Consider the following 15,595-nt stretch of genomic DNA (forward strand, 5'->3'; position numbering starts at 1 on the left):
TTGCCGGTCTGGTGATGGGTCAACTCTTTTCTTTTGCTTTATTATAAAGAGATTTTGCAGGAGTATTTTTTTACAGATCAAAATTTATATATTTCCTCACCGTTAGTGGGATACTACGGAGCATGTTATGTACACAAGATAAATGTAAGGTGAGGAATAATATGACACTAAGAAAATGGTTCATTGCACTAACATCCGCTATACTTGTATGTGCTATGATCGCCTCCGAGGCAAAAGCTAGTCAGCCTGACCTGATGGACCGAACATATTATGAAAAAAGAGGGGATATTGTATGGGAGGTTCCTATTTCCCAAAAACAGATCGCTTTCACCTTTGATGATGGACCGGATGAGCAGGAAACCGTGCAGATTTTAGAGCTGCTTAAAAAATATGATGCAAAAGCTACTTTTTTTGTTATAGGCGAGCAATCTAAAAAGAAAAGTCATCTTATTCGTAGGGAACTTGAAGAAGGTCATGAAGTAGGGAATCACACCTATTTTCATACTTTTGGTGATAAAATCAAGAAAAAAGAGGATTACATGAAAGAGCTTGAAGACACAGATCGCATCATTGAAGAGGCAGGGGGACCCAAACCGACACTCTTCCGCCCACCGGGCGGTGTCTATAACGACATTGTACTGGACAGTGCTAAAAAGAGGGGATATACAATTGTGCTCTGGTCTTGGCATCAGGATACAGGGGACTGGAGTAGACCAGGAAAACAGCGTATTATTAATAAAGTACTTCGTAATGTTCGAAACGGTGATATCGTTCTTTTTCATGATAATGTACACGGACAGAGTCAGACGATAAAAGCATTGGAACGAATTTTGCCCGAACTGAAAAAGCAAGGGTATGAATTTGTGACTGTATCGCAGCTGCTCAAGACGAAGGAAAAGGAAGTAATGGAATTACCTTAAATCATGGGGTGTATGGAAGAAAAGGGGAGAAATAAAGATATGAATGGAAACAGCAGGGCTGATATTCGCGCAGGTATTGAAGTTGATATTGTACTTAAACAGGATCAAAGAACAGGGAAATTAACGAGAGGGATTGTTAAAGATATTTTAACCAACTCCCCGTCGCATCCCCACGGCATCAAAGTTCGACTTGAAAACGGTCAGGTAGGCAGAGTAAAACATATTTTACAGAAGTAAATAGATAGCGCAGCATTGAATTCAAAAAAGATAAGAAGGACTCCGTATGTAGGAGTCTTTTTTTGTTTTTGACTAAGAATTTCGCTTCATAAATTCTTTCAATATATGATTGTTTTTACTTTTTTGTTGAAAATTAAGTCGAAAGTGAGTACTATAACCTGTAAGCGATTCATTTATATAATTGTAAATCGATTTACATTCATTCAAATCAAAAGATCATCTACATAGGAGGCAGAAGAATGAGCAATTTTAAAGAGCAACTCATTGCACACTATAAGTTCGACAATGCAGCACACCTTGGTGAAGACAGCTCTGGAAATGGGCATGATGGAGCAGCTAAGGGAACAATGAAACCTGAAATTTCACGTATCTCTGGCAGATCTGCAGCTACCTTTCCAGGAGGAGCAAATGGAACTTCATATATACAGCTACCATCTAATTTGCTAGGTGATGTAAGCGATAACACGGGTCTGACCGTGACGGCATGGGTCAATTTCGGTAAAGGGTCGAACGTATGGGAACGTATTTTTGACTTTGGTAAAGGCGAACAAGGGCCTTATGCATTTTTGACACGTCAGTTAAGAGGGACTCTGTATGCTGGAGATGATCTGGTTGTAGACCCGGGCCGGGGATTTGCTGCCGGAGAGTGGATGCATATCGCATTATCGGTGACAGGTACCGAGGGTGGTAAACTAAGCAGTGCCGGTCCGATTGTCTATGTAAATGGAGAAAAAGTAGCAGATGGTTCCATCAGTCAAACTTCCAGTGGGACGTATGCTAAGCTGCGCAGTTGGTTTGATACGTTTACCGAAACTTCGAATTATAGCCAAAATTATATTGGACGTTCTCAGTATGCAGCAGACGTGGACTTTACAGGTTCGTTATCTGATTTCCGGATTTATCGAGATGGTCTGACGATTGATGAAGTGATTGAAGTTATGTGCGAATCATTGACGGATGAAGAAATTGTCAAACTTGCCGGAGATAAATATTTATCTTTTCCAACGAAAATTGTTACGAAAGACGTTGCATTACCTGATAGTTTACTAGGCGGTAAAGTACAAGTGAGCTGGAACTCGAGTCGTCCGGAATCTCTTTCTCATACAGGTGAGCTTCAGTCCATTACTTCTGCTGAGGAAATTACACTCCGTGCGGTATTAAGTAAAGGGGAAAGTACGCTGAGCAAACATTTTGAGATATCGGTTGTACCGGAACAGCTTCCGCCCTATACAGTAACGATTCACGGAGATCAGAAAGTTGCTGATATTAGTGAAGTGATGTATGGACTATTTTACGAGGACATCAATAATGCGGCGGATGGCGGAATTTACGCTGAGCTTGTGCAGAATCGCTCGTTTGAATCCTTTGCGTTTGATACTTACTCACCTGAATCGGGGGAATGTGGTTGTTCCACTGGCCGGAATCGTGATCCTTTGTTTGCATGGTCTGGAGATACCCATCTGATGAACCCGCAAAATAAAGGCGGCTTAAATGAACACTTTGGACAGGATGATCCAGAAGTGAACGCTTATTATGTAACGGTTCAGAATGGTGCAACGATTCGCAATCGCGGGTTCTCGGATTCCAATCAACATTGTGCAATGTCGATTAAGCAGGGAGAAGACTATAACTTTACTGTTTGGGCGAAAGCGGATGCTCCAGGTACGATAACCGTTCAATTACAAGATGCCAATAATGAGCCGATTAGTGAGCCGATCACACTGCATGTAGAAGGTGGAGGCTCATGGAAGAAATATGGTGAGCAAGATAAGCAAATCATTACTCTCACAGGTACGGGAACGGCTCTTGGTCAGCTAGCTCTTAGCTTTGAAGGTGATATTTCTATCGATATGGTGTCACTTACGCCACAAGATGTGTGGGGAGCAGACCCTGAGGAGAAAGGGATATCCGCTTCAGCTCATGCTAACTACAAAGGAAATCCAAATTATCGACTGAGAAAAGATCTAATTCAAGCGCTTGCTGACCTGCATCCCACATTTTTACGTTTTCCTGGCGGCTGTATCTCCGAAGGATCTTTCATTTGGGAGAATGTATATGACTGGAAGGACTCTGTAGGTCCTGTAGAGCTGAGAAAAGAGAATTATAACGTTTGGGGTTATATGATGACGATGGGACTTGGCTATATGGAATACTTCCAATTAGCTGAGGACTTGAATGCTCTTCCGGTGCCGGTTATGGCATGCGGGGTTCTGTGTCAGGCGCGTTCTGATTATGCACATCCGGCAGGCGGCGCTTTGAGGGAGTACTATATCAAGAACTTTACAGACTTGATCGATTTTGCACTTAGCACGGATACGGAGCATAACGAATGGGCACAAGTACGTAGCAGTATGGGACATCCGGAGCCATTTGATCTTCGCTACCTCGGTGTGGGAAATGAAAACTGGGGAAATGAATTTTTCGCCAACTTTGAAGTATTCAAAGCTTCGATTGATGAATATATGAAACGGAACTATCCGGAGCATGAACTCTATATTATCTCTACCGTTGGTGCACAGGCGGATGATGATGCTTATCAGCAAGGATGGAAATTCCTTAGTGGTAATCTCACGGGATCAGCTCAAGTTGCTTTTGCAGATGGCAAAGAGGTAATTGAAGAGACGGTAACCTGGTACGAGAATCAGAAGAACTACATGGATACGATTGCTGATGAGCATTACTATAGATCTAATGAATATCTCTTGAACAATGCGGATCGTTATAACTACTATGACCGCGCCTATCACGAAGATGGAAGTATAGACTTTAAAGAGACTTCCAAGGTATTTGTCGGTGAATATGCATCCACAGATAAAAATACACTGGCAGGGGCTATCGCCGAAGCTGCGATCATGACCAGTTTTGAAAATAATGCGGATGTCGTTCGCCTGGCAGCATATGCGCCGCTGTTCAATAAGGTACTGACAGATGGTACGTACCGCTGGACGCCGGACTGCATTTGGTTTGATGATGAAACGGTGTGGTTTACACCGAACTATTATGTACAGCAAATGTTTGCTAAAAGTGTTGGTGAAGAGGTACTTCGTACATCGTTCGGGACGTACAGCAAAGGTAAGCCCGTGGAACTTATTCCGCACGGCGGGATCGAAATCGCTGCAGGTAATGCCGATATTCTCGTGAAGAGAGTGGTTGTCACTTCGAACAAGGATGGGAGTATTCTTTTTGAAGAAGATTTCCGGGTACAAGAAGGACCAAGTGAAGCATGGAGTCTCATTCCTGGATCGGAAGGTTATACATCCGTTCCTGGCAAAGGATTGATCTTGACGGCACAGGAGAGCGGGCTAAACGGGTTGTACCTTCTGAATGATGAATGGACTAACTATAAGGTGCAGGTAGAAGCAAGCCGGATTAAGGGTGAAGATGGATTCTATATCGGTGTAGGTCTGACCGACATTACTCCTGAGAAAAAAGACGTAATCGAGTATGCGATCGCTTATGGCGGTCAAGCAACAGGTGTGAAAGTGTATAAACAAGGAATCGAAGGTTATACGCTAGGTGATTATTCGTCCAGTACAGCAGCTGGAAACCTGAGAGCGGCAAACTATGAACCGCTGGAGAATGAGAAGGATTATGTGATTACCGTGAATTACGGTGGAGAGAAAGGAAAGAACTTGATCTGCTCTTATACAGACGGGCAATTTACTAGTAAAACACTGGATTACAAGCTGGAAGCATATAACCGAGAAGTATTCCACTCCGTTACGAGAGATGCACAGCATGTATATGTGAAATTGGTGAATGCGGATGGTGTGGACAAGGCTACACAGATTAACCTGGAGAATCTGATTGTTCAGCCTAATGCAACACTGGTTACACTAAGCGGAGAAGAAAATCTGCTTCATGTTCCGAATGTTAACAAGAAAAACGATGAGAAAATTACACCGCAGCAACAAAGCATAGAACTGCAAGGAGATAGCGTTGTAATTAAGCTCCCTGCGAATTCTGTAAGCTTGTTGGTGATATCGATCTAAACTAGATATGCTATTTAATCCTTCATCTTGTAGGGCGCATTGGCGCTCCTGCCAGGATGGAGGTTTTTTGCATTTATAAGCAATAAATCATTTAATACCCAACTGAAATTTAGAGTCAACAGAAGATACCTAAAGTAAATACCCTACACTTTTACAGAGTTTGGTCTACTCCTATAATTGAATTTGAAGGAGGAGACAGCTTATGCGTTCGAACTACAGACAATTTATTCGAAATGTTCCGCTTCATCTTATGATTTTGCCTGGTCTGCTCATCATTATTGTATTCGGTTACATTCCAATGGCCGGGCTCTCCATTGCTTTTCAAAATTTTTCTCCCATTGGCGGATTTAAAAACGTAAACTGGGTGGGCCTGGACAATTTCAGATATCTGTTTGATCTGCCTGGTTTTAGACAGGTGGTATGGAATACGGTATTCATATCTGTCATGAAAATTGTTTCGGGTCTTGTGATTCCAGTGTTCGTTGCCTTATTGCTAAATGAGGTAGGAAGAACAGGATTCAAGCGAACAATTCAAACGGTAATCTATATGCCGCATTTTTTTTCATGGGTTATCCTAGCCGGTATTATTGTAGACGTGTTATCCCCAAGTAGCGGGCTCGTTAACATGTTTCTTAAAGCGATAGGTATAGAACCTATTCAATTCCTCGCTAGTAATGAATGGTTTCCCTACATACTTGTTATTACGGACCAATGGAAAGAATTTGGTTTTGGTACGATTATTTATTTGGCGGCACTTACGAGTATTGATAAGTCTCTTTATGAGGCATCCGTCATGGATGGCGCGGGAAGATGGAAGCAGACATGGCACATTACGCTTCCAGGGATTCGCCCTATCGTCATTTTAATGGTTACGCTTAGTCTTGGAAATGTGCTTAATGGTGGATTTGACCAGGTATTTAACCTTTACAATCCACTCGTCTATGAATCAGGAGATATTCTGGATACGATGATCTATCGGATTGGTTTGCAGGATGCGCAATATTCGGTATCCACAGCACTTGGTCTTATTAAATCTGTAGTATCCTTCGTTTTCATTGGACTCGGTTATTATTTAGCTTATCGCTTTGCCAATTATCGGATTTTCTAGAAAGGAGGCAAGACCATGCACCATACTTCGAGAGCTTATCGATGGTTTTTAGGGTTCAATTACGTCATTCTTACCGTTCTTGCCTTGCTTTGTCTGTTTCCGATCGTTAATATTTTGGCCATCTCTTTTAGTTCAAGTGATGCAGTCAAAGCGGGAAGCGTCACATTCTGGCCTGTAGATTTCACTTTCTCGTCGTATAAATATATTTTGGAAAATAAACAATTTCTAAATTCGTTTGGTACAAGTCTCCTTCGTGTTGTACTTGGGGTCTCGACGAATCTGATCTTTACGATTCTTGTCGCCTACCCTCTCTCTAAAGAGGCATCTAAATTCCGTTCAAGAACCATCTATGCCTGGCTGTTCGTATTTACGATGTTGTTTAGCGGGGGGCTTATTCCGGGTTACCTTGTAGTGAAAGAAGCGGGTTTACTCGATTCGATTTGGGCGCTCATTTTACCGGGAGCTGTGCCTATTTTCAATGTACTGCTCATGCTTAATTTCTTTCGAGGCTTACCCAAAGAGCTGGAAGAAGCATCATGGATGGATGGGGCGGGGCACTTTCGAACATTATGGAGCATTTATCTGCCGATCTCGCTTCCTAGTATCGCAACGATTACACTGTTTTCTATGGTGGGTCACTGGAATGCGTGGTTTGACGGCATGATTTATATGAAAAGTCCAGATCACTACCCGCTTGCTACCTACCTTCAGTCCATGCTACAGCAGGTTACCATGATTCAGAGCGAGATGATGACGCTTGAAGATGCAACGTTACTTAGTCAAATATCAGACAGAACAACGCAGGCATCACAAATCTTTTTGTCAGTTATTCCGATCCTGCTTGTGTATCCATTCCTGCAGAGATATTTTGTTCATGGTCTTGTTGTCGGAAGTGTTAAGGGATAAGATCATGGGTAGGGAAACCAAATGGAGGAGCCGATTTCTGGCTCCTTTTTTCCTATAAGGAGGGAGATTCGGGGGATGATGAAACATGTCAGGGGAAGCTGCAAAACGAATTCGATTGTCTTCAAACTAATGATTGCCTTTGTCTTTGTTATTCTGCCATTGTACGGGATAAGTATTATGATTACGCATTATAGCTCCACACAGATGCAGGTCGAAGTAGAACGGGCTCACGAATCGAAACTGGATTTCTACCATAACCATCTACAATTCGAACTGGAACGAATGAGCGGACTCGTAAATGAATATTCATTTGATGAACCGATGTCTACCTTAAGTACACGAGCAGCTATTATGAGCAGGTATGATGTAACTTCAAGTCTGAATAATATACATAACAAACTGAGTCAGATCATGGCGGCAAGTCCGTACATTAGTGATGTTGTATACTATGTCCCCGCTCTCCACAAAAGAGTCACTGCCACCGACGGTATCCGTAGTGTGGAAGATGATGAATGGAGAAACCTGCTGGCAACGATGGGAAACCTGAATGGCGAATTGTCCTATTTGAATAACGATCTCTATTTTCTTAAAAGTAATCCTTATAATATGAATTACGAAGAACCACCCAATTTCATATTAGGTATACATTTAAATGTTCAAGAGCTTAAGCAGAGGCTACAACAGCTCTCAGAAAAAGGGGGAAGCGACATTACCCTCAGTTTCGGTGATAAGCAGCAAGTCGTAATCTCTTCATCAGATCAGGTTACTTCTATTTCGCTATTGGATGTGCAGAATCCAAAATCTCAGGATTCACCGCAGATGACAAGATATCAGAGCGATCATTTCTTGCACTATTCACTCTATGATCCAGAGCATTCTTTTCTGCTTACTTCGAGCATTGCTGATAATGTACTTGAGGCACCTTTAGAGCAGTACAAACTATGGCTATGGATTTTAACAGTGATGTCCATCGTAATTATTCTGATTTTTTCATTTTCAATCTACAGATCCATTCACAAGCCATTATCTGCGCTAGTTAAAGGTTTTCGTATGGCAGAGCAAGGTCATACCAACATTTATATACCTCATTCCAGACGGGATGAATTCGGATATTTATACTCTCGCTTTAACCATATGATAGAGCGCTTACATATTTTAATTGAGGAAAATTATATTGCTCGGATCCGAACCAGCGAAGCCGAGCTTAAGCATCTACAGTCGCAGATACAGCCTCATTTTTTATACAATAGTCTATTCAGTATTAAACAAATGGCTGAAGTTGAAAATGTAGAATTAATACAGGAATTCACCGATTATCTCGGTCAATATTTTAGATATATGTCTAGAGACTCGCAAGCAGAGGTTTCTCTTGGAGAAGAGATGGACCATGCTCTGGTCTACGCAGCGATTCAAAAAATAAGGTTTGGATCAAGGATACAATTGCAAATCGAAGAGATGAATTCAGAATACAGAGCGATAACCGTTCCCCGGGTCATTATGCAGCCTATTGTAGAAAATGTTTTTGAACATGCATTATCCAAACGCAGCTGCGGAGGTGTACTTAAGATTTCTTACAAGGCACACCATGGTAAGTTTTCTATAAGAATAGAGGATGATGGGGATCAGTTAACCGATGAAATCCTGAATGACCTTGAGTTTGCTTTACAAGAGTCAGTACAGCGTCATGAGAGTAAAGAGATCACAGGTCTTATCAACGTCCATCAAAGATTGCGGATTAAGTTCGGAGCAGAATACGGTCTTACCGCACGGCGCAGTAAACTGGGCGGTCTATGCATCATAATGAATGTACCAGGGAGAGGAAAATTACAGGATGCAGCGGATGCTAATTGTAGATGACGAACCCGTTATTTTGGATGGATTACATGCTTTCTTTCAAAAAGCGGATTTTCAGGATATGGAGATTATCAAGGCTTATTCTGCTTTTGAAGCGATGGAGTGGCTAAATACGGTCAAAATTGATATTGTACTTAGCGATATCTGTATGCCTGGCATGGATGGAATGGAGCTAATCGAGAAAATTATGGATCGGTGGCCAAGATGCAAGGTATTGCTACTGACAGGGCATAACGAATTCGATTACGCGCACCAGGCGATACGAAATCCTTGTGTTGTAGATTACCTGTTAAAGACAGAAGGTATGGCTCAGATCCGTGCAGCAGTAGAACGAGCGCTTAAGCAAATCTCGGAAGAGAATGACTTCCGTTATCAGCATGCCTGGTTCAAGAGTAAGCTGCCGAGGGTTCTTCCTCAATTGCAGCGGCAATTGCTGCTTGATGTAATGAAACGAACGGAAAAGCAAGGTATTGCTTCACTTCAAGAAGAACTGGATGCCGTACAGCTTTCTCTCCGGTCAGGAGAATCTGTAATTCCCGTAATCATTCGAGTAGAGGACTGGAGCCAATATCAATCTCATGCGGACCGAAGCCTGATTCGCTATGCTGTTGCCAATGTCGCTGAGGAGTTACTTCAAGATAAGACTATTGTTAAGGCTATTGATCTTGATTATCAGATGATTGTCTGTTTGATACAACCTTTGGCAGAACACTCACGCTTTCCCTCAAATCAACAGGAGAGATGGGAGCAGACCTATCGTTTTGTCTATGGAACGCTTGAGTCCGTGCAGCAATCTTGTGCGGATTGTTTGAAATTGTCCGTATCGATTATGGTAAGTGATCAGGCTGTGGGATGGGCAGATCTTAATACAACGATTGCAAGGTTGCGATTGTCTATCCATGATGGGCCTGGGCTTGGGATGGAAAAGCTGCTTCGTGTACAACTTCAGTCTGATTCAGACTATTCACCAAACCTATTCAGTCAGCAGGCGGTGGCTGCTCTTCATATGGATCAGGTTAAAGAGCGGATCACTGCGGGTGAAAGAGAATGGCTTGACTCGTTTCATAAATGGACGGAAGCAGCGCAGGAGGGACTTCAAGATCCTTTTTTTCGAATGAAGATCATCACAGGAGCAGGAAATGGACTAATAGAAATACTTCATGAACTCGGTTTGTATGAGTCAGCCATGGAGGAAATAACGCTCTCCCGTATGCTTCATTACAATATACATACACCATGGCCAGAGCTGCTGGTTTTCTATCAGTCAGCATTCGAATGGATTATTTCCAAAAGGAGCGATACTCGCTTGAATGACCAGTCTCAAATCTTGATTGCTATTCATCATTACATCAAACATCACTTAGAAGATGATCTCTCTCTAACCCGCATTGCACAGGAGGTTTCCTTGAATCCTTCCTATTTATCCCGCTGGTATAAACGGATTACAGGAAAGGGGATATCTGACTACATTCATGATAGACGGATTGAGCGTAGCAAAGAATTATTACTAGGTTCAAACTGTAAAATGCATGAAATATCCGCTAAGGTCGGATTTAGCGACCAACATTATTTTTATCGGTTTTTCAAGAAAGCGATCGGTTGTACCCCCCAAGAGTACCGAGAACAAAAAAATTAGCAAAGGATTGAGAATTGGTAAATCAAAGATACCAGATGTCATCTTCGTCCACTCGATGTGACAGCGCTTTCTTTATAAAATGAATACATAACTCGGGGATGAATAAAAAGGGGGATTCACATGAATATATCACTTAAGAAGTTCTCATTACTTACGTTATCGATGGTACTAGCAGCGACGCTATCCGCTTGTTCGTCAGGTGCAGGAAGTGAAGAGGTAGCAAGCCCAAGTACGCAGCAAGATGCGGGAGGACCGCTTACAAAGTATGATCCAACCATCAAGCTTACGTCTACTATGGCTGAAACTGGAAAAGAAACCTTAGCTGAAGGAGATACTCAAGCGAGTAATATTTGGACCAGGGGCTATAAGGATGAACTCGGTATTGAAGTAACCTATGATTGGATTGTTCCGGATACCAACTACAATGATAAAATGAACGTTACGCTTGCCAGTGGAGATTTGCCGGATGTGCTGAAAGTGAGTGCCGTTCAATTTGAACAGCTGCATGAAGCCGGGATGCTTGAAGATTTGACAGAAATATATGACAAATACGCATCCGATCTTGTAAAAGAATTTATGTCCGCTGAAGATGGAGCAGGTCTTAAACCGGTAACCAAAGATGGGAAAATATACGCGATGGTTAGTTTCCCAGGATCACTAGACTCTTCGGATATGATCTGGATTCGCCAAGATTGGCTCAAAAAAGTGGGACTGGAAGCTCCGATATCTATGCAGGAGTTGATTAAGATTGCGGAAGCCTTCACATTTGAAGATCCAGATGGAAATGGAAAAAATGATACGTTTGGTATTGCACTGAACAAGGATTTGCCGATTAACGGTTTCTTGCTTGGGTATCACGGCTACCTTGAGACATGGATTAAGGATGAATCGGGTCAGGTGGTGAATGGTACCGTACAACCTGAAGTGAAAGAAGGGTTACGAGAACTGCAGGACCTGTATAAAAAAGGCGTAATTGATCCTGAGTTTGGTGTTAAGGATTTTGCCAAAATGATGGAAGATGTGAATGCAGGCAAATCAGGCATGTTCTTTCTGCCGCAATGGGCACCTTTTCAAGTTAGCAGTATGATTAAGAAGGATCAAAATGTAGACTGGATGCCATATCCTGTTCAGTCCATCGATAATGAGCCAGCGAAGACACAGAATCACCTAAGTTTAGGAGGAATCTTTGCGGTTCGTAAAGGCTATGAGCACCCTGAAGCATTAATCAAACTGCTCAATTTCCAAGCAGAAAAAATGTTTGGTGAGTCTGCAGAAACAGAACGGGCTGACTATCTGAATGGATTAACAGGACTTGGTTTTCAAAATGCAACGGTGTCAAACCTTCCTGCCAACAAAAACGTAAAAGCACAAGATGAAGTAGAGAAGGCGATCAAAACAGGAGGCACATCAGGACTTGGACTCGAAGCCAAGCTTTTCTATGAAGATATTATGGATTACCGTAATGGGAACCTCGATAAATGGCATATGGAACGTATTTTCGGACCAGAAAGCTCACAGGGCGTAATTAAATATTATCGGGATAATGATTTAATTGTGATGAATGAGTTTATCTACGCACCGACAAAGACGATGAACACGAAGCAGGCAACATTGGACAAACTGAGAGCAGAGACGTTCCTGAAAATTATTTATGGCAACCTGTCCATTGATGAGTTTGATAACTTTGTTACTAATTGGAAAAAACTCGGCGGTAATCAAATTACGCAGGAAGTAAATGAAGTAATCAATGCTAGTAAGTAAGCTTTCTGTTATCAACTAGATTGAAACAATCCGTAAGAGATGAATCATTGGGTAAGACCTATATCAATACAAAAAGGGCCTCCGTATAGGACAATGTCATTTAGTTAAGGCGTATGCTAAAAGAGCAGGTTATCGAAAAGATAACCTGCTCTTTTTTGTGAACAAACGAGAAATGAGACTTGACAAGCAGGTGGAAATGTGTGGCGAAGCCCCTTGAGACAAGGAGGTTACGCCAATGAACGAGTACGCTAATTCACTAAAACAATCACTAACATCCCTTATACACGAAAATGTCTTCGCACCTGCACCTTATGTCAAAAACCCTGAAACAGATTTTACCAGAAAGAAAAAACTGCCCTTTGAAACGGTCATGCAACTTCTCATCTCAATGGGTGGCAATAGTATATATAAGGAACTCTTGGAATCAGAGGGCTATGACGTAAACACCGCAACCACGTCCGCTTTTGTACAACAGAGAAATAAAATTCTACCCTCTGCTGTGGAATTTTTATTTCATGAATTTACGCGTTTGTTTACGGATATTAAGCACTATCGTGGGTATCGATTACTTGCCGTTGATGGTTCGGATATGCATATCGCAACGAACTCTGCGGACACAGATACCTATTTTCAAAGTGGACCGAACACAAAAGGTTATAACCTTCTGCATTTGAACGCGACCTATGACCTTTGCAACAGACTTTACGTGGATGCCCTTGTTCAGCCACGAAGATTGTGCAACGAGGGAAGGGCAATGGCAGATATGGTTGACCGTTCTCCTATCCAAGGCAAAGCCATAGTTATTGCCGATCGAGGCTATGAAAGTTACAATAACTTCGCGCATATTGAACGAAAAGGCTGGAACTACGTCATACGGGTAAAGGATGTAAACTCCAATGGTATTCTTTCGGGCTTACGTTTGCCTTCTAGTAGAGAGTTTGATATTGATGTTCATCGGACACTCACCAAAAAACAAACCCAAAAGGTCAAGGCTCAGCCCGAGATTTACAAGTTCATCCCTTCCACTTCTACATTTGATTTTTGGATCTGCATGAGCGCATCTTTTATCCCATTTCCTTTCGGGTTGTTCGTTTTATCCTGCCGAGTGGCACTTATGAAATCATTACCAATCTTTCCTCTACTGATTTCCCACCTGATGAAATCAAATCAATTTATAACATGCGTTGGGGCATTGAAACCTCTTTCAGAGCATTAAAATACACCGTTGGTCTGACAAATTTTCACGCAAAGAGGCAAGATTCCATTATCCAAGAGATTTTCGCAAAAATGATCATGTACAATTTTACTGAAATGATTACCTCGCGCGTAGTTATCTCCCAAATTATAAACGGTACCCATATCAAGTCAACTTTACAGTCGCTGTTTATGCTTGTAGACATTTCCTGCGCTTACGAGACGATGAACCCCCACCCGATTTGGAAGCGCTGATTCGTAAAAACATCTTGCCGATTCGATCCATTCGTCAAGGACAGAAGAATACACGAAAAATCCGGTATAGATCCGTTGTTAGCTTCGTCTATAGAGTAGCATAATCCGTTTCACACCAACTTTTTTAGCGGATATTTCATCCGCTTTGTTTGCTGTGCGTTTTTTTTTACTTACACAAAAAAACAGCACAGGACTTTTTCCCGTGCTGTTTTAAATTTAATTCAGGTGTTGTCTTTAAAGCTTAACTAAATGACATTGCCGTATAGGAGTCCCTTTTTATTTTTTTACATCAATAAAGTGTTTGCTTTCTGCTGTATCGTATGTGACTTTTTTCTGGGTGTTCGCTAGTTTGAAGCAGGCATTCCTGAAAACATCATGATTTCTTTGCTCTGCATACATTAAATAGAGAGTACGGATTGTAACAGCACAGAGGGAGGCGAAAAAAGATGAAATCCTCAGCAGATATTATGTCACAGACCGAAAGGTTTGGCGCCCATAATTATCATCCACTTCCAATTGTCATTCATAAGGCGGAAGGGGTGTGGGTAGAAGACCAAGAGGGACGTCGTTATATGGATATGCTTAGCGGCTATTCTGCTCTGAATCAGGGGCATCGTCATCCTCGCATTATTGAGGCACTCAAACGACAAGCAGACGAGGTTACGCTAACATCAAGAGCTTTTTATAATGCTCCTCTCGCAGAACTGATGGAAACACTTACGAAATTAACAGGGAAAAATAAAATTCTGCCCATGAATACAGGTGCAGAAGCAGTAGAGACGGCGGTGAAAGCGGCAAGGCGCTGGGCTTACCGTGTTAAGGGAGTGAGCCCTGATCAAGCAGAGATTATCGTTTGTGAAGGGAATTTTCATGGAAGAACAACAACAATAACATCCTTCTCATCAGAACCGTTGTATAAAAGAGAGTTCGGACCTTTTACTCCAGGATTCACTATTATTCCTTATGGGGATATTGATGCGTTAAGGGCTGCAATTAAGCCGAGTACGGCAGCCTTTTTAGTAGAGCCTATTCAGGGTGAGGCTGGAATTGTCATACCCAGGGATGGGTATCTGCGGGAAGCAAGAGAGATATGTGATCAAGAAAATGTATTACTTTTAGCCGATGAAATACAGACTGGGTTCGGCAGAACAGGAAAGCGGTTTGCATGTGATTGGGAGCAGGTAGTTCCGGATATATACATCATGGGAAAAGCACTTGGAGGAGGCGTACTGCCTGTATCTGCGGTTGCTGCTGATCACGATATTCTTGGATTGTTTGAACCAGGATCCCATGGTTCTACTTTTGGAGGGAATCCACTGGCAAGCAGTGTAGCCATAGCTGCACTAGCAGTGATAGAAGAAGAAAAGCTGGCAGAGCGCTCTCTTGATCTTGGCAAGAACATGCTGAATAGATTACAATCGATGAATTCTCAGGATATTGTAACCATTCGTGGCCGCGGATTATTTATTGGCGTAGAAACGAAGGGACCAGCTCGGCCGTATTGCGAGAAATTGATGCAGCTAGGACTGCTATGTAAAGAGACACATGAAACCGTAATTCGTTTGGCTCCTCCGCTTATCATATCGGATCAGGACCTGGAATGGGCAATAAAGCAATTGGAGCAGGTGTTTACGTAATAATGACAATGGTAAACTAACAAAAACCGCCATTTTATTAGTTTCTTGCGTAAAACAACGAAATGTATAAAAGTGTGTCAACTGTCAGTGCAACT

Annotated in this window: 11 protein-coding genes; all 11 read left to right on the plus strand. The window is 42.1% G+C overall.

Annotation, left to right across the window (positions count from 1 at the left end):
- Positions 1 to 161 precede the first annotated feature (161 nt).
- Positions 162 to 920, plus strand: coding sequence for a polysaccharide deacetylase family protein (locus ACWPWY_RS03885; RefSeq protein WP_454190474.1), 759 nt, complete (start codon positions 162 to 164; stop codon positions 918 to 920).
- A gap of 39 nt (positions 921 to 959) precedes the next feature.
- Complete coding sequence (locus tag ACWPWY_RS03890; RefSeq protein WP_454190475.1) at positions 960 to 1,157, plus strand: YwbE family protein; 198 nt, start codon at positions 960 to 962, stop codon at positions 1,155 to 1,157.
- A gap of 239 nt (positions 1,158 to 1,396) precedes the next feature.
- On the plus strand, positions 1,397 to 5,149 hold the full coding sequence (locus ACWPWY_RS03895) for an alpha-L-arabinofuranosidase C-terminal domain-containing protein (RefSeq protein WP_454190476.1): 3,753 nt from the start codon (positions 1,397 to 1,399) through the stop codon (positions 5,147 to 5,149).
- Positions 5,150 to 5,351: 202 nt separating this feature from the next.
- Positions 5,352 to 6,257, plus strand: coding sequence for an ABC transporter permease (locus tag ACWPWY_RS03900; protein ID WP_454190477.1), 906 nt, complete (start codon positions 5,352 to 5,354; stop codon positions 6,255 to 6,257).
- Between the two features lie 15 nt (positions 6,258 to 6,272).
- Positions 6,273 to 7,163 (plus strand): carbohydrate ABC transporter permease, encoded by an 891-nt coding sequence (locus ACWPWY_RS03905; protein WP_454190478.1) that lies wholly within the window; start codon positions 6,273 to 6,275, stop codon positions 7,161 to 7,163.
- Between the two features lie 75 nt (positions 7,164 to 7,238).
- The gene (locus ACWPWY_RS03910; RefSeq protein ID WP_454190479.1) at positions 7,239 to 9,020 is read left to right on the plus strand and encodes a sensor histidine kinase; all 1,782 of its coding nucleotides are present in this window, start codon (positions 7,239 to 7,241) and stop codon (positions 9,018 to 9,020) included.
- Positions 8,995 to 10,653: a response regulator transcription factor gene (locus ACWPWY_RS03915; protein ID WP_454190480.1), complete on the plus strand. Its 1,659-nt coding sequence runs from the start codon at positions 8,995 to 8,997 to the stop codon at positions 10,651 to 10,653. The genes ACWPWY_RS03910 and ACWPWY_RS03915 overlap by 26 nt, the downstream gene beginning before the upstream one ends.
- A 120-nt stretch (positions 10,654 to 10,773) precedes the next feature.
- On the plus strand, positions 10,774 to 12,414 hold the full coding sequence (locus ACWPWY_RS03920; protein ID WP_454190481.1) for an extracellular solute-binding protein: 1,641 nt from the start codon (positions 10,774 to 10,776) through the stop codon (positions 12,412 to 12,414).
- A 235-nt stretch (positions 12,415 to 12,649) separates the two neighbouring features.
- Complete coding sequence (locus ACWPWY_RS03925) at positions 12,650 to 13,630, plus strand: transposase (protein WP_454190482.1); 981 nt, start codon at positions 12,650 to 12,652, stop codon at positions 13,628 to 13,630.
- Positions 13,576 to 13,863 carry a transposase gene (locus tag ACWPWY_RS03930; protein WP_454192787.1) on the plus strand — a complete coding sequence of 96 codons (288 nt, stop codon included), beginning with the start codon at positions 13,576 to 13,578 and terminating at the stop codon, positions 13,861 to 13,863. The genes ACWPWY_RS03925 and ACWPWY_RS03930 overlap by 55 nt, the downstream gene beginning before the upstream one ends.
- 446 nt (positions 13,864 to 14,309) lie before the next feature.
- Positions 14,310 to 15,500 (plus strand): ornithine--oxo-acid transaminase, encoded by a 1,191-nt coding sequence (locus ACWPWY_RS03935; protein WP_454190483.1) that lies wholly within the window; start codon positions 14,310 to 14,312, stop codon positions 15,498 to 15,500.
- Positions 15,501 to 15,595: the final 95 nt, after the last annotated feature.

The organism is Paenibacillus sp. Marseille-Q7038 (assembly GCF_965111595.1).